Origin of the sequence: Dyella sp. S184 (genome assembly GCF_009766065.1) — a bacterium.
Classification (GTDB): Bacteria; Pseudomonadota; Gammaproteobacteria; order Xanthomonadales; family Rhodanobacteraceae; genus Rhodanobacter.
Genome location: NZ_LMUE01000009.1, coordinates 713708 through 734394, shown reverse-complemented (window position 1 = coordinate 734394; position 20687 = coordinate 713708). Strand labels below are relative to the sequence as shown.

The window sequence follows — 20687 nt, the reverse complement described above, 5'->3', positions numbered from 1 at the left end:
CTTGGGGGGAGAGGAAGCAAAAGCGTGGCAATCAGCGTGGATACGGCGTTCCATCCCTGTGCGAATACCCGTTCTCATCCGCACGTAGATCAATGTCCGGGTAATTGCATACATCATCGTCCGAGCGTGTCCCGATTTCCAGGTACACCGCCACCTCTGCACTGCGATTGATGAAGTGGTGGCCATCGGGCACGTTCTTGGGAAAAGCGGCGCAATCGCCGGCTCGCAGGATCTGTTCGCCGGCATCGGTGATCAGAGTCAGCTCGCCGGACAGGAGATAGACGAACTCATCTTCGAGCGCGTGCCAGTGGCGCTGGCTGGACCAGGCGCCGGGCGGTAACCGGCTGAGGTTGACGCCGAAGTCGACAAGGCCGCCAGCCTGACCGAGCGCCTGCTTGCTGCGCCCGGCGGCTTGCTCGGCGAAGGGGTGGGGATAGCTGGAGCCTGTGCGTGGGCTTATCTGGTTCGGGTCGATACGTGGCATGAGGAGTCTCGGTGGGGGCTGCTCTGACTGAGGTCATGGCCGGCCTCGCCTGGCATGCGTGGCGTGGGCAGATGGTATGAAAAGGTACACCACCCCCAAAGTCATAGGCCACCGACTGGCCGTACGGCTAATTCTCTCGCGCCCGGCGGCTTCCTAGACTTCTCTGCCATCGCCGTTGCGTATTCGCGCAACGGGCACCGCCCAACTGCCGGGGAGTCGTCATGGCCAAGAAAGAAAGCACGCAGCACAAGCTGGATCGCGTTCGCGCACCGCGCGTGCAGCTCACCTACGACGTGGAAGTGGGCGATGCGATCGAAAAGAAGGAACTGCCTTTCGTGGCAGGCGTCATCGGCGACTTCACCGGCCAGCCGGCCGAGCCGCTGGCGAAACTGAAAGAGCGCAAGTTCGTCAATGTCGACAAGGACAATTTCGACGAGGTGCTCAAGGGCATGAAGCCGCGCGTGCAGATGCAGGTAGACAACAAGCTCAAGGGTGACGGCTCGAAGGTCGGTGTGGAACTGAACTTCAAGAGCCTGGAAGACTTCACGCCGGAAGCCGTGGCAAACCAGGTGGAACCGCTGCGCAAGCTGCTCGAAGCGCGCCAGAAGCTGGCCGACCTGCGCAACAAGATGGCTGGCAACGACAAGTTCGAGGAACTGCTCAACGAGGTGTTGCAGAACACCGACCAGATCACGCGGCTGACCAAGGAAGTCGGCTCCGGCGGCGGCTCGGAAAGCTGAGCTGTTCGTCACGCCGGGCGGTGGAACCGAGCCATCGTCCGATCGGACGGATACATCTCTCCATCACGGATATCGCAGGGATCAAGACATGGCCAGCACACAGCAAGAATCCGCGCAGGGCACCGCCGCCGCACAGGAAGGCAGCCTGCTCGATTCCATCCTCAGCCAGAGCCGCATCGCCAAGACCGACAGCGAGCGCGACCGCACCCGCGACCTGATCGCCGAGTTGGTGAATCAGGTCACCGACGGGCAGATCAGCATCTCGCACGATGCGATCGCTTCGCTCGATGCGCGCATCGCCGACATCGACAAGTTGCTCTCCGATCAACTTTCGGCGGTGATGCACGCGCCGGAGTTCCAGAAGCTGGAAGGTTCCTGGCGCGGCCTGAAGTATCTGGTCGACAATTCCGAGACCAGCACCACGCTGAAAATCAAGGTGCTTAATTGCAGCAAGAAGGACCTGATCAAGGACTTCAAGAACGCCTCGGACTTCGACCAGTCAACCCTGTTCAAGAAGATCTACGAAGAGGAATACGGCACCTTCGGCGGCGCCCCGTTCGCCACCATGATCGGCGACTTCGAATTCAGCCGGCAGCCAGAGGACATGTACCTGCTGGAAGAGATGTCGCACGTGGCCGCGGCTGCTCATGCGCCACTGCTGTCGGCGGCATCGCCGGAACTTTTCGGTTTCGAAAGCTTTACCGATCTGGCCGGCCCGCGTGACCTGGCCAAGGTGTTTGACACTGTCGAGTATGCGAAGTGGAAGTCGTTTCGCGGTTCGGAGGATTCACGCTATGTGGGCCTGGCGATGCCACATGTGCTCGGCCGCCTGCCGTACGGGCCGGATACCACACCGGTGGAGAGCTTCAACTTCGTCGAAGATGTATCCGGCAAGGATCACAACCGCTACCTGTGGACCAATGCAGCCTATGCGCTGGGCAGCAAGGTCACTGACGCGTTCGCCAAGTTCGGCTGGACCGCGGCGATCCGTGGTGTCGAGGGTGGTGGTCTGGTGGAAGGCCTGCCCACGCACACGTTCGCCACCGACGATGGCGAGGTGGCGTTGAAGTGCCCCACCGAAATAGCAATCACTGATCGTCGCGAAAAGGAATTGGCGGATCTTGGCATGATCCCGCTGGTGCATTGCAAGGGCTCCGACTACGCGGCGTTCTTCTCCACCCAGTCCGCCCAAAAAGCGAAGGAATACAACACCGATGCCGCCAACGCGAACGCGCGGCTGGCATCGCAGCTGCAGTACATCTTCGCCGTGAGTCGCATCGCGCATTACCTGAAATCGATGATGCGCGACAAGATCGGCAGTTTTGCCTCGCGCTCCAGCGTCGAGCGTTTCCTCAACACCTGGATTACCCAGTACGTGTTGCTGGACGACAACGCCTCGCAGGAGATGAAAGCACAGTATCCGCTGCGCGAAGCGAGCATCGAGGTAGTGGATATCCCCGGCAAGCCGGGGGCTTTCAAGGCGGTGGCCTTCCTGCGGCCGCATTACCAGCTGGACGAACTGAGCGTCTCGCTGCGTCTGGTGGCCGAGCTTCCGAAGTCGGCGCGTTGAGAATCTATTGAGGATTGATCCATGGCAACTGATTTCTACCTGAAAATCGACGGTATCCAAGGTGAGGCGACCGACGAAAAGCACAAAAACGAAATCGAGATCGAGTCGTGGCACATGAGTGCCACCAATGTAGGTTCGGGCGGGAAAAACAGTGGTTTGGGGACCGGCAAGGCCGACTTCTCGGACTTCAGCGTAACCAAGTTCGCCGACAAGTCCACGCCCAAGCTGCTCAACGCGGTAGGGAGCGGCCTGCACATCCCCAAGATATTGCTGACCTGTCGCAAGGCGGGTGGCAAGGGTGGACAAGTGGAGCATCTGACGGTGGAAATGGAGGGAGTGTTTGTTTCTGGCTATTCGGTCTCGGCCAGCGATGAACATTCGGTTCCCCGTGAAACTGCAGTCTTCAATTACAACAAGGTCACCTTCTCGTATGCGCCACAGAAGACTGACGGTTCACTCGAAGGAAAGATTGTCGCCGGTTACGACAGGGCCCTGAATAAAGCGATCTGATGAAGTTGCTGCGGCGCCCTCGCGGGGTGTCGTACGACACCCCGCGAGGGCGCCGTGCGAGGGTATGACAGTAGCCACCGGGAATGGGTTTGATGAGCAACGATTTCTTCCTCAAGCTGGATGGCATCCAGGGCGAGTCAAATGACGAGGAACACGCTGCCGAGATCGAAATTGACGGCTGGTCTTTCGGTGTCAACGAGGAGACTGCCGAGGACAAGACGCCCCGTACCTCCGGTGGTCGCGATAACCTTCCGGTATTCCGTCGCGGTGGCGACGCGGCAGGTTTTGGCCAGGCACTGGCCGGCAGCGTGCGGGTGGGTGACCTGCATCTGCGCAAGCGCATTGATGCCGCGTCCGCGCCCTTGCTGAAGGCTGCCACCACGCGTCAGAAAATCGCCAAGGCGATTCTCACCTGCCGCAAGGCATCAGGCGGGGCAGCACTGGAATATCTGCAGATCCAGTTGCAGGATGTGCTGGTTTCGCGCTGGTCATCAGGCGTCGAAAGCGACGCGGTGTTTCCGAAAGAGCAGTTTGTACTCAGCTATACGCGGATCGAATTCACCTACCAGCCGCAAGGTCGCAAGGGAACCTCCGAAGGCAAGAAGCACGCCGGCTGGGACCGCAAGCTCAATGCGGCGATGTAAATCACACGGACCAGCCTGATGCGCTCCGTTCTCGATCGCCTGTCCGACAAGCCGCTGCCCGAAGACAGCGGTCGTGGCATGTCGCTTGCCGACTTCCGTGATCTGGTATCGCGCGATCTCGAGGCGTTGCTCAATACGCGTTCCGAAGCGGCGCGCGTGCTGCCGGAGGCATTTGTGGAATGTCGCAAATCTTCGCTGACGTTCGGCATCCCGGATTTTTCCTCCTACAGCCTGCTCAGTCCGCGTGACCGCGACCGCATCCGTCGCACGCTGGAAGTCGCGATCGGCCTGCACGAGCCGCGGCTGACCCGGGTGCGCGTGGTGCTGGAATCGCAGCGCGCCTATGAACGTGCCCTGCGCTTCCGGGTGGAGGCGCTGATGAACCTTGGCCCGGAGCGCGAGAAAGTGCAGTTCGACGCGGTGCTTCAGCTCAACACGCAGTCGTACCAGGTGCGATGACGGCGAAGAAGCGTACGCGGCCGCGCCGGCATCATGTGACCACCTCATGCCAGGTGACGGCGAATATCGCGCTGCGCGTCGATGGCGAACCGCTCGCGCTGGAGCTGACCGTCCCCGGCGGCACGGCAACCGCGCAGCAGCTGCTGCCGGCGTTGCGCATCCTGACCGATCAACTGGTCGATGCCGCTATACACAAGGTGGAAGCTGCGGGCCAAAAGGTGTCATGTCAGAAAGGGTGTGGCGCGTGCTGTCGGCAGCTGGTACCGATCGCGCCGGCCGAAGCGCATCGTCTGCAAACGGTGGTGGACGCATTGCCTGAGGCGCGAAGGGCCGAGGTGGTGGTGCGATTCGCGGAGGCCCGCAGCAGGCTTCAGGCTGCCGATCAGCTCGATACGTTGCTCGATACATCGCCTATGACGCTAGAACAACGACGCAGGTTCGGTCTCGACTATTTCCGGCTGGGCATTGCCTGTCCGTTCCTGCTGGATGAATCGTGTTCGATCTATCACGAGCGGCCGCTGGCCTGTCGGGAATATCTGGTCACCTCGCCGGTGGCGCATTGCGCGCAACCGAGTGCCTCGACCATCGACTGCGTGCCGATGCCGGTGAAAGTCTCGGTGGCTCTGCATCGGCTGGAGTCGGCACAGGACACAGCGAGCGCAAGCTGGGTGCCATTGATCATCGCGCCGGAATGGGCGCAGATGCATCCGGCAGCACCCCCAACCAGCAGCGGACCGGCGCAACTGGAGTCGGTATTCGAGCTGCTTGGAGCGACGCAGTCGGTTACTTGAGCGAGTGTTCCAGGTCACCATGCACCGGTATCAGACCACGTTGCGTGAAGACGTCCAGACGGCCATCATCGCCTCGCGCAGCTGCTCCGGCGACACCGGTTTGTAGAGCACCGGAATCTTTGCCGCCTGGATTTCGCGCAGGCGGTCGCTGCGCGTTTCGCCGGTGATCAGCAGGCGCGGGAAAGGCGGCATGCCATCGCGCATGTAGTAATGATCCAGTGCGGCCAGTGCATCCAGGCCGCTCTCGCCGTCGCGCAGGCGCAGGTCGGAGATCACGATGTCGGGCTGGCCGGGCCAGTTTTCCGCGGCCTCCAGTGCCTGTATGCGATCTTCGGCGGTCGCCACATCGCAACCCCAGCTGCGCAGCAGATAGCGGATGCCGGAAAGGATCGCCGGCTCATCGTCGATCACCAGCACGCGCATGCCCGATACATCCAGCGGCGCTTCCTCGGTCTGCACCAGGTGGATTTGCTGCGCCGGTACTTCGCATACGTGGAAGCTGAACACGCTGCCGCGCCCCGCATGGGACTGCAGCACAACACGGGTATCCAGCAGTTCGGCCAGTCGTTGCACGGTAGCCAGGCCGAGGCCGAGGCCGCGGTGCTGGCCACCGGAGTTTTCGGCGCTGCCCGGGTTATCCACCCGATAGAACTCGTCGAACACGCGTTCCCGATGCTCCGGCGCGATGCCGCTGCCGGTATCCCACACGTCGATCCGCACGGTGCCATCCAGCCGTCGACGTGCGCCGACCAGCACGCCACCCTCCTGGGTATAGCGCAGTGCGTTGCTGACCAGGTTGTTTAGGATGCGCGCGAGCATGGTGCGGTCGCTGCGCACCCACAGATCGGTCGTGCGTACGGTCAGACGCAGGTCCTGCTGCTCGGCGATCATGCGGAAATTGCGGCTCACTTCCTCGAATACCGGGTCGAGCGGGAATTCGCTGATCTCGATCTGCATCGCGCCGGTTTCCAGTCGCGACAGGTCGAGCAATTCACTGAACAGGTGGTCGAGCGCCTCCACGCATTCCTGGATGTGCGCAATGCGGTCCAGCCGTACCGGATCATGCTCGTCGACCGCGAGCGCAGACGAAAACAGGGTCAGCGCATACAGTGGCTGACGCAGGTCGTGCGAGGCGGCGGCGAGGAAGCGCGCCTTGGCCACACTGGCCGCCTCCAGCGCCGTGTTCTTGTGTGCCAGTTCCTGGGTGGCGTGTTCGATTTCCTGTTCCATGCCGCGGTGCATGTCGAACAGGGTCGCGGCGGCGGTGTTGAAGCCATGTTGCAACTCGCCGATCTCGGTCTGGTCGGTGACACGGACGGCAACCGGGCGATCGCCACGCCCGAGTTCATGCACCGCGTGCGCCAGTCGCCGCAATGGCGCGCTGATCCAGCTTGCGGCCTGCCACGCGATCACTGCCGCAACCAGCAGGCTTGCCGCCAGCGCGAGCAGGGCAATGCGCAGGCTGGCACGTTGCGCGGCAATCGCCTCACTCAGGCTTACATCGACCATCACCGAGCCCAATGGCGGCGCTTGCGGCTGATCGCTGTCGAGTACGTCGCGCACCACGGTCAGGCTGTCTTGCGGCGTGGCCTCGCTGCGACCGTGGCTGTCAGCGAGGATCTCCCCATTGGCCGCGCTGATCTGCACGCGTGCCACATGGGGGAGCTTGGCAATCGATTGCGCAATGCGGATCAGTTCGCGACGCTGCATATCGTGCAGCGGGCCCGCCGTGATCGATGCCGCCTGGGTGGCAACCGCATCAGCCGTGTTCTGGCCCATGCTGCGCAGTGTGATCAACTGGTAATGGGTCAGGATGGCCGCCAGCAGGGACGCGGTGACCAGGGTGGGTACCAGGGCAACGAAGCCCAGCCGCTGCATCAGCGAGGCGCGACGCCAGAGCCGTTTCATCCAGAACCTGGCCATCTTGTCTGTCCGACCCCCGGCACGGTACCCGTCGACACTGAGCCTAGCGCGAAAAGCAGAATCCGGCAGCCCGACCGAAAGGCGTCGGCTGGACGGCCAGGCTCAGCCTTCGTCGCTGGGCCGGGGTGATTCGGCGTGAGGCGGTTCGGGATGGTGATGCCGGTATCTCAGCAGCAGGCGCTCGATCAGGAACGGCAGCAGCGAGAGCAGGGTGACGCCGCACAGCGGCAGCCAGATCGGGCGGTACAGAAGCAGGCTCAGGCCCAGGTGGTCGCCGTGGCTCAGGGCTTGGCCGACCCCGGCGCCGATCAGGTTCTCGAAGACCAGCATCACCGTGCCGCCCACCCAGGTAGCACCAAGGAACAGCCACATCGGGCAACGCAGCCACGCCAGGCTCACCGTGACCATGCCGAACGGCACGATCGGCACGAAACGCAGGAACAGCGTGTAGCTCACCGGGTGGCGCTCGAAGCTGTGGTGCAGCTTCGCGACGATCACCGGAGGATGCTTGCTGCCGGCGCCAAACGCGTAGCGACTGGCCAGGTAGAGAATCAGCGAACCAAGGGTCAGTCCGATCGACGAACACATCGTGCCCTCGATCGTGCCGAACGCGAAGCCGCCGGCAAGGATGATCACGATCGTGCCGGGGATGCCGGTGGACGTGGCCAGGGTCAGCAGGCCGATGAAGATCAGTCGGGCCAGCCAGGGATGTTCGGTGATATGCACATGCAATAGCTGCTGGTGCGCCACCACGTTTTCCGGACTCAACCGGTCGAACATGCCAGAGGCGAACAGCAGGACACCTGCCAGCAGCAGCAGGATTAGCGGCAGCGCGGCGCGCCAGCGGCTCAATACGATGTGCCGCTGGCGCCATAGGCAGCCAGCACGGTGCGCGCCTGGTCACGCAGGATGTCGCGGCGGACCACGATGTTGCGGCGCTGCAGTTCGCCGATCCAGTCGGCCGGCAACGGGCCTTCGTCGAACTCGGTGAGTTCCTCGACGTCTTCCGCGCGCGCGCCGATCAGCAGCTCGTCGACGCCGGCCCAGACCGTGGCGCCGTAGCACTGGCAGCACGGCTGTGCGCTGGTGGCCAGGATGTAACGGCCGCCTTGTTCGTTGAGCCGGAACGCGGCGAGCCGCTGCTGCGCGGTCATGTACGCCATCATTTCCGCATGGGCCACCGAACAGGTCTGCGGCACCACGCGATTCACGCCGACCGAAATCAGCCGCCCCGCCTCGTTGAACACAGCTGCGCCGAACGGGCCGCCGTTGCTGTGCTCGACGTTGTGCTTCGACAGCTCGATCGCCAGGCCGACTTTGTCCTCATCGGTGAGATAGATCCGGCTTTCGTCGGCAACGTCGCCAATCCATGGCGGCAGGGTCAGATGGATTTGCAGAGGAAGCATGGTGTTTCTCCGCTTACTGGCCGGCCGGTTTCGCCCAGACGTCGCGCAGTGTCACGGTGCGATTGAACACCGGTGCCGTGGCACGATGATCGACGCGGTCGGCCACAAAATAACCCAGTCGCTCGAACTGGTAGCGCTGCTCCGGCTCGGCGCTGGCTGCGGCCGGCTCCAGCCACGCCTGTACCACGCGCTTGGCCTGCGGGTTGACGTGCTCGAGCCAACTCTTGCCGTCTTCCTCGCTGTCAGGTGCAGATACGTTGAACAGGCGGTCGTAGATGCGCACTTCGGTAGCGACGGCATCTTTTGCGCTGACCCAGTGGATGGTGCCTTTTACCTTGCGGTCAGCACCGGGCATGCCGTGACGGGTTTCCGGATCGAGCGTGCAATGCAGCTCGGTCACGTTGCCATCGGCATTCTTGATCAGTTGTTCGCATTTGATGATGCCGACGCCGCGCAGGCGCACTTCACCTTCCGGTTTCAAGCGGTGGAAACCCTTCGGCGGCACTTCGGCGAAATCCTCGCGCTCGATCCACAACTCGCGTGCAAATGGCACTTCGCGCGTGCCGAAGCTGTCGTCCTTCGGGTGGTTGGCGAAGGTCAACGTTTCCGCGTGGCCTTCCGGCAGATTGGTCAGCACCAGCTTCAGCGGGTCGAGCACGGCCATCCGGCGCGCGGCGGTGACGTCCAGATCCTCGCGGATGCAGTTCTCCAGGATCGAGTAGTCGATCACGCTGTTCTGCTTGCTGACGCCGACGCGCTCGATCAGCAGGCGCAGCCCGGCCGGCGTGAAGCCGCGCCGGCGCAGGCCGCGCAGCGTGTTCATGCGTGGGTCGTCCCAGCCGTCGACGAAGTTCTCGCTGACCAGCTGCGCCAGCTTGCGCTTGCTGGTGATGCAGTAGCTGAGGTTGAGGCGTGAGAACTCGATCTGGCGCGGCTTGGCCGGCTTCGCCTCCAGACCTGCGGCGACCACCGACTGCCACAGCTCGGGATGGTTCGGCAGGTCGACCTTGTCGACGAACCAGTCGTACAGCGGGCGATGATCCTCGAACTCCAGCGTGCACAGCGAATGGGTGATGCCTTCCATCGCATCGGACAGGCAGTGCGCGTAGTCGTACATCGGGTAGATCGGCCATGCATCGCCGGTGTTCTGATGGGCGATCTTGCGGATGCGGTAGATCGCCGGATCGCGCATATTGATGTTGCCCGCGCTCATGTCGATCTTCGCGCGCAGCGTCTTGGCGCCATCGGCAAATTCACCCGCGCGCATGCGGCGGAACAGGTCGAGGTTTTCTTCCACGCTGCGCTCGCGGTAGGGCGAGTGGCGCCCACCGGTGGTCAGCGTGCCACGGTACTCGCGCATCTCTTCGGCGCTGAGGTCATCCACATAGGCCACGCCGTCCTCGATCAGCTTGAGCGCCGAGCGGTAGAACACCTCGAAATAATCCGAAGCGTGGCGCAGCGAGTGCCATTCGAAGCCGAGCCAGCGCACGTCGTCCTTGATGCCCTCGACGAACTCCGGGTCTTCCTTGCCCGGGTTGGTATCGTCCAGCCGCAAATTGCACCAGCCGCCGAATTGAGCCGCGATGCCGAAGCTCAGGCAGATCGCCTTCGCATGGCCGATATGCAGGTAGCCGTTGGGCTCGGGTGGAAAGCGCGTATGCACCGCGTGGTGCTTGCCGGCGGCGAGGTCCTCGCGCACGATCTGCCGGATGAAATCCTGTTGCACGGCGGCCGTTGGCGTGGCGGGTGCGATGGTGGGATTTTCAATCGACATCGGGCAAAACTCGCAGGCGGTGGCGGAAACACCCAAGTTTACCCTGTCGGCGTTACCGGGCGCAGATCGCCCCGGATGCAAGCTGGGACAAGGCGTCGCTTGCCTCGCGCCCATGCCGGGGCGTAGCGTGCAGGCCATGCACACCATTTATCGAGCCCAGAACCTGTTCGACGCCCATCTGGTCAAGGATGCGCTCGAAGCCGAGGGTATTCCGGCATTCATTGCCGGCGAATACCTCACCGGCGCGGTAGGCCAATTACCCGCGATGGACTACATCGCGGTGATGGTGCCCGAATCGAGCCTGGCGCTCGCCAGCGGCATCGTGGACGCGGTCGAGGCGCAGTTGAGCGAGGCGCGGCTCGCCATTGACGAGATCGGCGATCTACCCGACGGTCCGCAGCTCATGCCCTGCTGAACTAAGGTCAGCTACCGCGGTTCCGCGATCGCATCACCTCCAAGGAAGCTCCATGCAAGACCTCACCGCCCTGATCCGCGCCGTGCCCGATTTCCCCACGCCCGGCGTGATGTTCCGCGACGTCACCCCGCTGCTGGCCGACGCCGGCGGCTTCGCCCGCTGCATCGACGCGCTGGCCGAACCGTGGCAGGGCAGCGGCGTGCAGGCCGTGTGCGGCATCGAGGCACGCGGCTTCATCTTCGGCGCCGCACTGGCGCAGAAACTGCACGCCGGTTTCGTGCCGCTGCGCAAACCCGGCAAGCTGCCACCGCCGGTGGTGTCGGTGGACTATCAGCTCGAATACGGCAGTGACCGGCTGGAAGCGCAACGCGATGCGTTGAGGCCCCGCGAACGCGTGTTGCTTGTCGATGACGTGCTGGCCACGGGCGGCACGTTGGCGGCGGCGCGTGCGCTGGTCGAGCAGCTTGGTGGCGAGCTGATGGGTGCCAGTGTGGTCATCGAATTGCTTGCGCTGCGCGGGCGAGATCGTTGGTCAGGGGGCCAACAACTGCACAGCCTGTTGCGTTATTGAAGCTTGGCTTGGGCATCGTGACGACTCCTGAAGTGTTAGTTCAGAGCGTCCGCTTGGAACTGTTAGCGCTCACTTGCTCCAGCCTGTTCGTGAACGCCAATATCTTTTGAGAATGCCTGCATAGCGTGTGCATACGCGAGCTTTATACTCGTAGTACTAGACACATTTTCACTGAAAAGACTATCCCAAGAAGCTTGCCAGTCCCCAGAATAGTACTCGCGGCGACGTTCACATTCAGTGCGGAGACGAGCATCACGCCCCCAGCCAGTGAATGTCTCAAAGCAAGTATCTTGGAACGCAATAAGCGCCTTGAAGAAGTCTTTGCCGAAAAGCGGCGCGGCGAGATGGATCTCTTTGTCTATTGAGCGCTTAAGTCCTACGACGGAAGTTGGTGACATGTCTCGCCACGCACCGACATATGTGAAGTAGCAAAATAGATCGTTGAGTTTTGGAGCAAGAGAGTCATACACCGATAATCTTTTTTCAGTGAGCTTTTGGTTGCGCCATTGTAGATACTCAAATCGCTTGGCAAGTCGATGCAGGTATATGCCAAGCACTGCGAGTGCAATCGGAGTGAGAATCCCTGCTACGAGTTTGGCAATTTCTAGTGAGTTCCAGCTGTTTGGCTGCATGGTTTGAGCACTAACGTGAAGTAGCCCCCCCGGATCCGGAGCATTGCATCGAGTATGTAGTCTTGATCGCGCCTCGTACAAGCAGCGGATTTCCTTGTTATGCAACGTTTTGTATTACTGCAGATGCGCTACGCAAATAGCCGCGCTCCGTTGTCATTCGGCACTTTGTAGATGTAAACCGAGTTACGCCTGTGAATCCGCGGGTGTAACAGGATTTACGGTGTGACGATGCCAAGGCTCTCCACATAAACCAGCTCGCACGCGCCCGGACCCACATCGTCGCGGGTCATCGAGGTTTTCCAGCGCCAGCCGTCGGGGCGGCTGGCGTCGACGAGGAAGCCTTCGATATGTACGACTTCGCCGGGGCGCACTTCCTTAAGGTCGTGCAGCACGCCAGCGTCGGCGGGGATCATGTGCATGTTGGCGCTGTGCGTCTCGATCTCGCGGCGCGGGATCGGGAACTGTTTCACGTGCCAGTAGTAGAAACGGTCGGACTGGCTGATGTCGATGCTGGCCAGCACTGCGCTGTCGGACATGCGGCCCCAGCCGAGTGCGAGGTCTTCGGGGATCAATTTGGCGTCGGCGCCCCAGGAATAATCGGCGCGCGACAGCACGCGCGCGGTGAGGATGAAACGGGCGCGGGTGGTGAGGGTCACGTCGCCGTGTTGCAGCTTCGCGCCATCCTCGATGTTGTCCTGCTCGGGTTCATCCGGCGCAATCACGCCCGGTGGTTGATGCAGTGGACGGTGCTGCCACCACGAAGTGCCGCCCCACAGCACCAGCAGCAGGGCGACGCCGATCCATAGTTTGCGCATGCTCATCCGAAATCTGCGATTGGCCCCACGTTGTTCGGAACCAGCCTGGTGATGATGGCTGGCAGTGCTCTGTTCAGCTCGATCAGCCGGTTACAGGACATGGCTGCGGCTGGCCATGAACATACCACCATGAATAAAGCGCTCGGCGTCGCCTGGCTCCTCTATGGCGTCCGTTGAGAAGGGGTGGATGACCATAGCCATTGGCTATGAAACCGATTGGAATAATCGAATATACACACCTCATCGCGGTATCTATATTCGACTGGGATAAGTGGGACAAGCCAGTGCAAGTCACTGCCTCAGCCGCAAACCCAAGGAGTCCGTCGCGGGAGCCGCAAGATCCTGACCGCGCCACTTCCGGTCTGCTGACGTTGCGGTAACGCCAGATCGTCAAGAATCCAGCGCATCATGGGAAACCATTCGCAAGAACCAGTCATTCATCGGTACTCACGCTCCAAACTGGATCGCAACCAACCAACGGTGGAGAAGACATGTCAACCGAAACGAAATGCCCGTTCAATCACGCTGCCGGCAGTGGTATGTCGAATCGCGACTGGTGGCCCAAGCAGCTGAACCTGAAGATCCTGCACCAGCACTCCTCGCTGTCCGATCCCATGGGCGATGGCTTCAACTACGCCAAAGAGTTCAAGAGCCTGGACCTAGCTGCCGTGAAGAAGGATCTGCTCGCGGTGATGACCGATTCGCAGGAATGGTGGCCGGCGGACTTCGGTCACTACGGGCCTTTCTTCATACGCATGGCTTGGCACAGTGCCGGTACGTACCGCATTGGTGACGGTCGTGGCGGCGCCGGTGCCGGCCAGCAGCGCTTTGCGCCGCTCAACAGCTGGCCGGACAACGTTAGCCTGGACAAGGCGCGCCGGCTGATCTGGCCGGTCAAGCAGAAGTACGGCCGGAAGATTTCCTGGGCCGACCTGATCATCCTCACCGGCAACGTCGCACTGGAATCCATGGGGTTCAAGACCTTTGGTTTCGCCGGCGGGCGTGAAGACGTGTGGGAGCCGGAGGAGGAGATCTATTGGGGCTCCGAAACCACTTGGCTGGGTGGCGACGTGCGCTACGGCAAGCAAAAGCCGGGCGAGGGGGTGATTGTGGCCGAGGCGGACCTGCACGGCAGCGAAAAGAGTCGCACCGACCATGGACGCAACCTGGAGAATCCGCTCGGTGCGGTGCAGATGGGCCTGATCTACGTGAACCCGGAAGGCCCGGATGGCAACCCGGACCCGATCGCCGCGGCGCACGATATCCGCGAGACCTTCGCGCGCATGGCCATGAACGATGAAGAAACCGTGGCGTTGATCGCGGGCGGCCATACGTTCGGCAAGACTCACGGCGCCGGTCCTGCAGACAATGTGGGCGCTGAGCCCGAAGCTGCCGACATCGAGCAGCAAGGCTTCGGCTGGAAGAGCAGCTTCCGCACCGGCAAGGGCGTGGATGCGATCAGCAGTGGCCTGGAAGTTACCTGGACCACCACGCCGACGAAGTGGAGCAACAACTTCTTCGACAACCTGTTCGGCTACGAATGGGAGCTGACCAAGAGCCCCGCCGGCGCGCATCAGTGGACGCCGAAGCAAGGCGCCGGCGCCGGTACCATCCCGGATGCCTTCGATGCGTCGAAGCGTCGCGCGCCCAGCATGTTGACCACGGATCTTTCGCTGCGGATCGACCCGGCCTATGAAAAGATTTCCAGGCGGTTTCACCAGCATCCGGACCAGTTCGCCGACGCCTTCGCCCGCGCGTGGTTCAAGCTGACCCATCGTGACATGGGCCCGCTGGCACGCTATCTCGGCCCGGAAGTTCCGACCGAAGAGCTGCTCTGGCAAGATCCCATTCCCGCGGTCAATCATGCGTTGATCGATGACAAGGACATTGCCTCCCTCAAGAGCAAGCTGCTGGCGTCGGGCCTGACGGTCGCGCAACTGGTGTCGACCGCGTGGGCGTCGGCGTCCACCTTCCGCGGCTCCGACAAGCGTGGCGGTGCGAACGGTGCACGCATCCGTCTTGCCCCGCAGAAGGACTGGAAGGCCAACCAGCCCGAGCAACTGGCGAAGGTGCTGAAAACCCTCACCGGCATCCAGAGCGAGTTCAACGGCGCGCAGTCCGGCGGCAAGAAGGTCTCGCTTGCCGATCTGATCGTGCTGGGCGGTTGTGCGGGCGTCGAGCAGGCGGCGAAGAACGCCGGTCACGCCGTGACGGTGCCCTTCACGCCGGGACGCATGGACGCCTCGCAGGAGCAAACCGATGTGGATTCCTTCGCTGCACTCGAACCGATCGCCGATGGCTTCCGCAATTTCCTCAAGGGCAAATACGGCGTATCGGCCGAGGCGTTGCTGATCGACAAGGCGCAACTGCTGACCCTGACCGCGCCGGAAATGACCGTACTCGTGGGCGGCATGCGTGTCCTGAATACCAACGTCGGACAAACCTCGGCAGGCGTGTTCACGAAGCGGCCGGAAGCGCTGACCAACGACTTCTTCATGAACCTGCTCGACATGGGCACGGAATGGAAGGCGGCCTCGGATGCCAGGGACGTGTTCGAAGGTCGCGATCGCAAGACTGGCGCAGTCAAGTGGAGCGGCAGCCGTGTCGATCTCATCTTCGGTTCCAACGCCCAGCTCCGCGCATTGGCCGAAGTCTATGCAAGCTCGGACGCGCAGGAAAAGTTTGTGCGGGATTTCGTGGCGGCCTGGGCCAAGGTGATGAACCTTGATCGCTTCGACCTTGCGTGATCTCGCTGCATAGACCTTGAAGGTCTTGTGTCGAGCAAGCTCGATCCGGCTCGGGATCACCCGATGCCGGATCGAGCTTGGGCAGATGTCGGCGACTGAACCGTGGTATGCGCCTGTCACGCCATGAAGTCGATGGAACGATAACTTCGACTTCGGCTGGACTATCGGCGTGCGGGCGTGCGCGTTTTCGCGGAGGCTGCCGCGGCGGCCACCGCCGTTGCGGCCGTGTGCGGGTTGAGCAGGTCGGCGGGCAATTGCCGGAAGATCTCTGCAAGGTGCTTCAGGAACGCATCCATGGCCGAACTCTTGCGCCAGACCATGGCCACATGCCGGCTGGGTGGGCGACCCTTGAACTCGATCAGGTGCAGGTTCTCCAACGGCGCCACCGGCGGCTTCACCGCGGTGACCGGCAGCAGGGTGATGCCGACATTCGCCGCCACCATCTGCCGCAACGTCTCCAGGCTGGTGGCACGGAAGCCGCTGTGCTCGCCGGCGCCCACCATGTGGCAGACCTCCAGCGCCTGATCGCGCAGGCAGTGGCCGTCTTCCAGCAGCAGCAGGTTCTGGTTGGACAGGTCGGCGAGCTTCAGCTGGCTCTGCTTGTGTGCCAGCGGGTGCTCGCCCGATACCGCCAGCAGGAACGGTTCCTCGAACAGGAACTCGCTGTGCAGGCTGTCCTCATGCAGCGGTAGGGCGAGGATGCCGGCGTCCAGCTTGCCTTCACGCAGCATGCGCAATACCGCCTCGGTCTTCTCCTCGACCAGCAACAGCTCCAGTCGTGGAAACGCCGTGCGTACCAGCGGCAATACGTGCGGCAACAGATAGGGGCCCAGGGTCGGGAAAATGCCCAGCCGCACCGTGCCGGATTCCGGGTCGAGCGTGCGCCGGGCTACGCCGCGGATCTGCTCGATCTCGTTGAGCACGTCGCGTGCGCGGATGGCGATGTCGCGGCCGACTTCGGTGAGCAGCACCTTGCGCGGTGTGCGTTCGACCAGCGGCACGCCGAGCTCGTCCTCCAGTTTCTTGATCTGGGTAGACAGTGTCGGCTGGCTGACGAAGCAGGCATCCGCGGCGTGGCCGAAGTGCCGATGCTCGGCCAGTGCCACCAGATACTGCAGATCGCGCAGGTTCATCGTATGCCTCATCCAGGCCATAGGCTCAACCTATGATTGCGATGGTAACAATCAATTTGAACAATGCAAGCGCGGCAGCTATCTTGTTCGCCAAGGCACCTGCTGCAAGGCGTCTCTTATCCCCCGAATCCACCACCAAAGGCTAACTACATGCTGAGCATTGGCGACAAGTTCCCCCAGTTCAACGTCCCGGCCACCGTCTCGATCGAGAGCCTGGACAACGCATTCCAGAACATCGACAACAACACCTACATGGGCAAGTGGCTGTGCGTGTTCTTCTACCCGAAGGACTTCACCTTCGTCTGCCCGACCGAGATCAAGGGTTTCAGCGACGTGAACAGCCAGTTCGCCGACCGTGACACCCAGGTGCTGGCCGCCAGCACCGACAGCGAGTTCGTGCATCTGGCCTGGCGCAAGGACCACAAGGACCTGCGCGACCTGAAGTTCCCGATGCTGGCCGACATCAAGAAGGACCTCAGCAATGCGCTGGGCATCCTGACCGACGACGGCGTGGCGCAGCGCGCGACGTTCCTGGTCGACCCGGACGGCATCATCCGCTTCGTCTACGTGACCGACGGTTCGGTCGGCCGTAACCCGCAGGAAGTGCTGCGCGTGCTCGACGCCTTGCAGACCGACGAGCTGTGCCCGTGCAACTGGAGCCAGGGTGAAGAGACCCTCAAGGTCGCCTGAGTCCAGCGTTTCGTTTGCAATACCCCGCGCGTCAGGAGTTCCTCCCTCCCCCCGCTGACGCGCGGGTGACCCCACCGGCGGCGAGGTTCGCTTCGTCGCCGGTTTTTTTTGCCCCGAATTTATTGAAGGTGTCCCATGAGTCTTGCCGATCTGAAAAGCCAGTTGCCCGACTATGCCAAGGACCTGCGCCTCAACCTCGAGTCCGTATTGACCGAGGGTGGTGCGCCTGGCCTTACCCAGAAACAGATTGCGGTGATCGCGCTCGCCTCGGCGATTGCCTCGCGCTACAAGCCGCTGACCGCGGCGATCAACGAAGAAGCCGCGCAGCACGCCAGCGCCGAGGAATTGAATGGTGCCCGCGTCGCCGCCGCGATCATGGGCATGAACAACATCTACTACCGTTTCGTGCACCTGGTCGGCGATGCCGAGTACGGCACGCTGCGCGCCAACCTGCGCATGAACGCGATGGCCAATCCCGGCGGCGACAAGATCGACTTCGAACTGGCCTCGCTCGCCGTGTCGGCCGTCAACGGCTGCGGCATGTGCCTTGATTCGCACGAGAAGACCTTGCGCAAGCACGGCCTGTCCGCGCAGCCGATTCAGAGTGCTGCGCGCATCGCCGCGGTAATCCATGCGGTGGCCGTGGCGCTGGAGCAGGCCGACGTGGCCGGCTGATTGCAAGAAAATAGACGTCTATATGCCCAACGACGTCTTGATGGATGAATGCGCTTCAAAAGGAGCCTGGTGGCATCTTGCCACCAGGCAATCGACTCAATGACCAACTTCAATGCTCATTAGAAACCAGTCTTGGTCAAGGAGCAGGCGGCGCATGGTCGAAGGCTCGCCACGCGATCAACAAGTTCGTGGCATTCACCGAACCCAGGCCCGAGGCGAAGCTCCAGCCCGGTTGGGCACCGTAGGCTTTGTTACTTACCCCATATGAGGTTGGTGAAGCATTACTGGTGGTCATGCCCAGTTGCGCAACTCCAAGTAATGCCAGATAGCTATTGCTCTGCCCGTAGAAATAGCAATCAGGAGTAGTTTCGCCAAAAATCTCGATGCACTGGGTCGAAATCGATCCTCGAGTGACATTGTGGAACACGCAATTGGCCGTGCCAGTAGCACCATTGTTCGCATTGCACACGGCCAGGCTGGCGGGCGTCGGACCGGTAGCGCCGCCGTATTCGTCAGCCGCCAGCGCATACAGCGTCGGTGCTGCATTGCCCTGATCCTGTGACAATCCGCGTGCGGCCAGCCCCTGATCGATGAGTGCCTGGATGCCGGCGAACATCGGCGAAGCCAGCGAAGTGCCACCGCTCAATGCCATCGGAGTAGTGAACCCCGGAGTGCAGGGGTTGGCATTCGTGCAAGTTATCACCCAAGTGTATCCGCCATAGGACGCGGCAAACAGCGCTACGTCGGGGAGATCGCGTGAATGATCCTTTGCAGCGTTGAATACCTGCTGCTGCCATACCGGTTTGGCATCTGTCGAGGACGGGCCTCCGCTACCTGCTTCGGAGGTGACATTCCAGCCATCAGGATCCAATTTCAGATATTCCTGGCAGAAGGAAAGGGCACTCGTGAAGCCGAAAGCCGTTGCGGCAACACCGTTGGCGCAGGATTCATTCCATGGAATCTCTGGTACATAAGACAGCGCCGAACCGCCAACAACACTTGGTGTAGGGGCAAAATACTGGCTGGTCGTGCCATCGAGAATATCCGCTGTATCAGTACCGCCCACACCCGTGTCATGCGGTGACGTACCGAGCGCATTGGCGTCGACGCCCTGGGTTTGGATGATGTTCCCGTTGAAACTCGGATTGGAGCCGGAGTCGCCGGTTGATACAAATACTGAAATACCCTCTGCGTCAGCCTGAGCCCACATCAGGTCGATCGCCGTTTTGCTGGCGCTATCCGTGAAGAGTTCGCCCAACCCGTAGCTGGCGCTGATGATGTCCGGGCGGCTGGTGCCATTGATCAGGTTGGTTGCCGCGATGAAGACGCCGCCGAAGATGTTGCTGGTGAGGGGATAGTAGTTGGGGCCGTCATCAGCGCAGCTGGCGACAACGATGTTTGCCCCAGGGGCGATCGCGGTAGCCCATTCGGCATCCAGCAAGGTCTCTCCGTCGTCATTGGGTTCACCAAGAAAATTCGTGCTTGGATCTACGCAATTGCTCGTGCCGGATGTCGGGGCCGGATTGATTTGCTGGAACGTGCCGCCGTATTGAGCAAGATTGAAGGTGCTTGTGAAGTTGGTCCAATCGCTTGGCACCATGTCATTGTCTTCGACCACGGCAATGGTAATTCCCTTGCCGGTTACACCGTTGGCCCGGATGGTCCTGATGCCATACATCGTTGCCAGATCATTGGGTACCAGACCACGCTCGGTGCTATTGAAGTTAAGGGCCTGACTGATCACTTTCGAACCCGAGGCCGGCTTGGACTCGGACACGAAGCCCTTCTTCCCCGCATTCCACTGGGCAATCTCGGGCTTTTTCACCAACGCTGTCGGGTGAAAGTCATTCAAGCCCATCACGCCCGCCACCACCAATTGCAGTGCAGCTGGAACACTGATGTCGCTGGCGTTCGCCAGATGCTTTTCCGTGCCGATTGTGTAGACAGCTTCTTGTATATGGAACGCCTGATTCACTTGTGCCGCGGTACCACTGAAATCGATCTGCGTCTTGTTTGGGTATACGTTGTTGATGGTGAAGCCTTGGGAGGCAAGCCACGATGTCACAGCCGCGATGTCGTCATCCACCACGCCGAACTGTTTGCCGAACTGCTCCGGCGTCAGCCATTTCTGGAACTGGGCAGACTTGGGGTTGTGCTGGTTGGCAATCAGCGACTCCATTGCCGTCTGACGCGCAGCACTGGGCTTGAGTACCAACTGCAGGTGCTTCATGGTGGTTGTGCCGGCCAGCGCAACGCTCGATGTCGTCTTGCCCTTGCCTACGAAGTCCAGATGCGTCTTCGGAATGGTGAACAGGTGGCTGCTGTTGACGGCTTGGGTAACCCTCGGCGCTTCGGTAGTGTTGATGCCGGAAAGTGCTGCGTTTTCGGAAGTGGCAAGCAGAATGCCGGGTGTGACGGCCAGCGCCGCAGCGATGGACGCACTAAGAATGAGATGCCTTTGTTTCATGATGAAACCCCATTGAATAAGTTGGTCAAAAATTGATGGCGACATCGGCCGATAGCTGCTTGCAAGCGTCAAGCGTGTGCCGAACATGGCCCCTGCCCATTCCGTGCGGCAACGGACTCTCCTGGCGTCGAGCGGGATCCGGATTTATTTTGAGAATCGTCGGCATGGCCCCACTCGTGCTGCCCAATCCTGGCCACCAGCCCGAGTACCGAAGTGGTCGACCAGTACCTTGGGATAGTTG

General features: G+C 61.6%; 20 protein-coding genes. 11 read left to right on the top strand and 9 right to left on the bottom strand.

Annotated features, from left to right (window positions below; translation table 11 throughout):
- Positions 1 to 31: 31 nt before the first annotated feature.
- Positions 32 to 484 carry a cupin domain-containing protein gene (locus tag GSQ75_RS15520; protein ID WP_158755740.1) on the bottom strand — a complete coding sequence of 151 codons (453 nt, stop codon included), beginning with the start codon at positions 482 to 484 and terminating at the stop codon, positions 32 to 34.
- A 221-nt stretch (positions 485 to 705) separates the two neighbouring features.
- Here GSQ75_RS15520 and tssB point away from each other — a divergent pair, with 221 nt between their 5' ends.
- From tssB to GSQ75_RS15490, 6 genes are all read left to right on the top strand, one after another.
- Complete coding sequence (gene tssB / locus GSQ75_RS15515; protein WP_158755739.1) at positions 706 to 1224, top strand: type VI secretion system contractile sheath small subunit; 519 nt, start codon at positions 706 to 708, stop codon at positions 1222 to 1224.
- Positions 1225 to 1312: 88 nt separating this feature from the next.
- Positions 1313 to 2794, top strand: a complete 1482-nt coding sequence (gene tssC / locus GSQ75_RS15510) for a type VI secretion system contractile sheath large subunit (RefSeq protein WP_158755738.1) — start codon at positions 1313 to 1315, stop codon at positions 2792 to 2794.
- Between the two features lie 21 nt (positions 2795 to 2815).
- Entirely contained in the window at positions 2816 to 3304 is a 489-nt protein-coding gene (locus GSQ75_RS15505; protein WP_158755737.1) for a type VI secretion system tube protein Hcp, read from the top strand.
- Between the two features lie 92 nt (positions 3305 to 3396).
- On the top strand, positions 3397 to 3948 hold the full coding sequence (locus GSQ75_RS15500; RefSeq protein WP_158755736.1) for a type VI secretion system tube protein Hcp: 552 nt from the start codon (positions 3397 to 3399) through the stop codon (positions 3946 to 3948).
- Between the two features lie 18 nt (positions 3949 to 3966).
- Positions 3967 to 4407, top strand: a complete 441-nt coding sequence (gene tssE, locus GSQ75_RS15495; RefSeq protein ID WP_158755735.1) for a type VI secretion system baseplate subunit TssE — start codon at positions 3967 to 3969, stop codon at positions 4405 to 4407.
- Between the two features lie 35 nt (positions 4408 to 4442).
- Positions 4443 to 5198 (top strand): YkgJ family cysteine cluster protein, encoded by a 756-nt coding sequence (locus GSQ75_RS15490; RefSeq protein ID WP_158755734.1) that lies wholly within the window; start codon positions 4443 to 4445, stop codon positions 5196 to 5198.
- Between the two features lie 30 nt (positions 5199 to 5228).
- Here GSQ75_RS15490 and GSQ75_RS15485 read toward each other — a convergent pair whose 3' ends face one another.
- The 4 genes from GSQ75_RS15485 to GSQ75_RS15470 all read right to left on the bottom strand — a co-directional run bounded on the left by GSQ75_RS15485 (position 5229) and on the right by GSQ75_RS15470 (position 10301).
- Entirely contained in the window at positions 5229 to 7106 is a 1878-nt protein-coding gene (locus tag GSQ75_RS15485) for a hybrid sensor histidine kinase/response regulator (RefSeq protein WP_254058604.1), read from the bottom strand.
- Between the two features lie 117 nt (positions 7107 to 7223).
- The gene (locus GSQ75_RS15480) at positions 7224 to 7973 is read right to left on the bottom strand and encodes a VTT domain-containing protein (protein ID WP_158755733.1); all 750 of its coding nucleotides are present in this window, start codon (positions 7971 to 7973) and stop codon (positions 7224 to 7226) included.
- Positions 7970 to 8527: a nucleoside deaminase gene (locus GSQ75_RS15475; protein ID WP_158755732.1), complete on the bottom strand. Its 558-nt coding sequence runs from the start codon at positions 8525 to 8527 to the stop codon at positions 7970 to 7972. The genes GSQ75_RS15480 and GSQ75_RS15475 overlap by 4 nt, the downstream gene beginning before the upstream one ends.
- Before the next feature lie 13 nt (positions 8528 to 8540).
- Positions 8541 to 10301 carry a glutamine--tRNA ligase/YqeY domain fusion protein gene (locus GSQ75_RS15470; protein ID WP_158755731.1) on the bottom strand — a complete coding sequence of 587 codons (1761 nt, stop codon included), beginning with the start codon at positions 10299 to 10301 and terminating at the stop codon, positions 8541 to 8543.
- A gap of 136 nt (positions 10302 to 10437) precedes the next feature.
- On the opposite strand from GSQ75_RS15470, the gene GSQ75_RS15465 reads away from it, so the two are divergent.
- Together GSQ75_RS15465 and GSQ75_RS15460 are read left to right on the top strand one after the other, a co-directional pair.
- Complete coding sequence (locus tag GSQ75_RS15465) at positions 10438 to 10716, top strand: DUF2007 domain-containing protein (RefSeq protein ID WP_158755808.1); 279 nt, start codon at positions 10438 to 10440, stop codon at positions 10714 to 10716.
- Positions 10717 to 10768: 52 nt separating this feature from the next.
- Positions 10769 to 11287, top strand: a complete 519-nt coding sequence (locus tag GSQ75_RS15460; RefSeq protein ID WP_158755730.1) for an adenine phosphoribosyltransferase — start codon at positions 10769 to 10771, stop codon at positions 11285 to 11287.
- A gap of 62 nt (positions 11288 to 11349) precedes the next feature.
- On the opposite strand, the gene GSQ75_RS15455 is transcribed toward GSQ75_RS15460, so the two are convergent.
- Both GSQ75_RS15455 and GSQ75_RS15450 read right to left on the bottom strand, forming a co-directional pair.
- A complete protein-coding gene (locus GSQ75_RS15455; protein WP_158755729.1) occupies positions 11350 to 11919 on the bottom strand; it encodes a hypothetical protein in 570 nt (189 codons plus the stop codon).
- Positions 11920 to 12134: 215 nt separating this feature from the next.
- Positions 12135 to 12740 carry a hypothetical protein gene (locus GSQ75_RS15450; RefSeq protein ID WP_254058603.1) on the bottom strand — a complete coding sequence of 202 codons (606 nt, stop codon included), beginning with the start codon at positions 12738 to 12740 and terminating at the stop codon, positions 12135 to 12137.
- Positions 12741 to 13225: 485 nt separating this feature from the next.
- Here GSQ75_RS15450 and katG point away from each other — a divergent pair, with 485 nt between their 5' ends.
- Positions 13226 to 15481 (top strand): catalase/peroxidase HPI, encoded by a 2256-nt coding sequence (katG, locus tag GSQ75_RS15445; protein ID WP_158755728.1) that lies wholly within the window; start codon positions 13226 to 13228, stop codon positions 15479 to 15481.
- Between the two features lie 161 nt (positions 15482 to 15642).
- On the opposite strand, the gene GSQ75_RS15440 is transcribed toward katG, so the two are convergent.
- Complete coding sequence (locus GSQ75_RS15440) at positions 15643 to 16614, bottom strand: LysR substrate-binding domain-containing protein (protein WP_158755727.1); 972 nt, start codon at positions 16612 to 16614, stop codon at positions 15643 to 15645.
- 150 nt (positions 16615 to 16764) lie between these two features.
- Here GSQ75_RS15440 and GSQ75_RS15435 point away from each other — a divergent pair, with 150 nt between their 5' ends.
- Both GSQ75_RS15435 and GSQ75_RS15430 read left to right on the top strand, forming a co-directional pair.
- Positions 16765 to 17304: a peroxiredoxin gene (locus tag GSQ75_RS15435; protein WP_158755726.1), complete on the top strand. Its 540-nt coding sequence runs from the start codon at positions 16765 to 16767 to the stop codon at positions 17302 to 17304.
- A gap of 135 nt (positions 17305 to 17439) precedes the next feature.
- Entirely contained in the window at positions 17440 to 17979 is a 540-nt protein-coding gene (locus GSQ75_RS15430) for a carboxymuconolactone decarboxylase family protein (RefSeq protein WP_158755725.1), read from the top strand.
- Between the two features lie 136 nt (positions 17980 to 18115).
- On the opposite strand, the gene GSQ75_RS15425 is transcribed toward GSQ75_RS15430, so the two are convergent.
- The gene (locus GSQ75_RS15425) at positions 18116 to 20533 is read right to left on the bottom strand and encodes a protease pro-enzyme activation domain-containing protein (RefSeq protein WP_158755724.1); all 2418 of its coding nucleotides are present in this window, start codon (positions 20531 to 20533) and stop codon (positions 18116 to 18118) included.
- Positions 20534 to 20687: the final 154 nt, after the last annotated feature.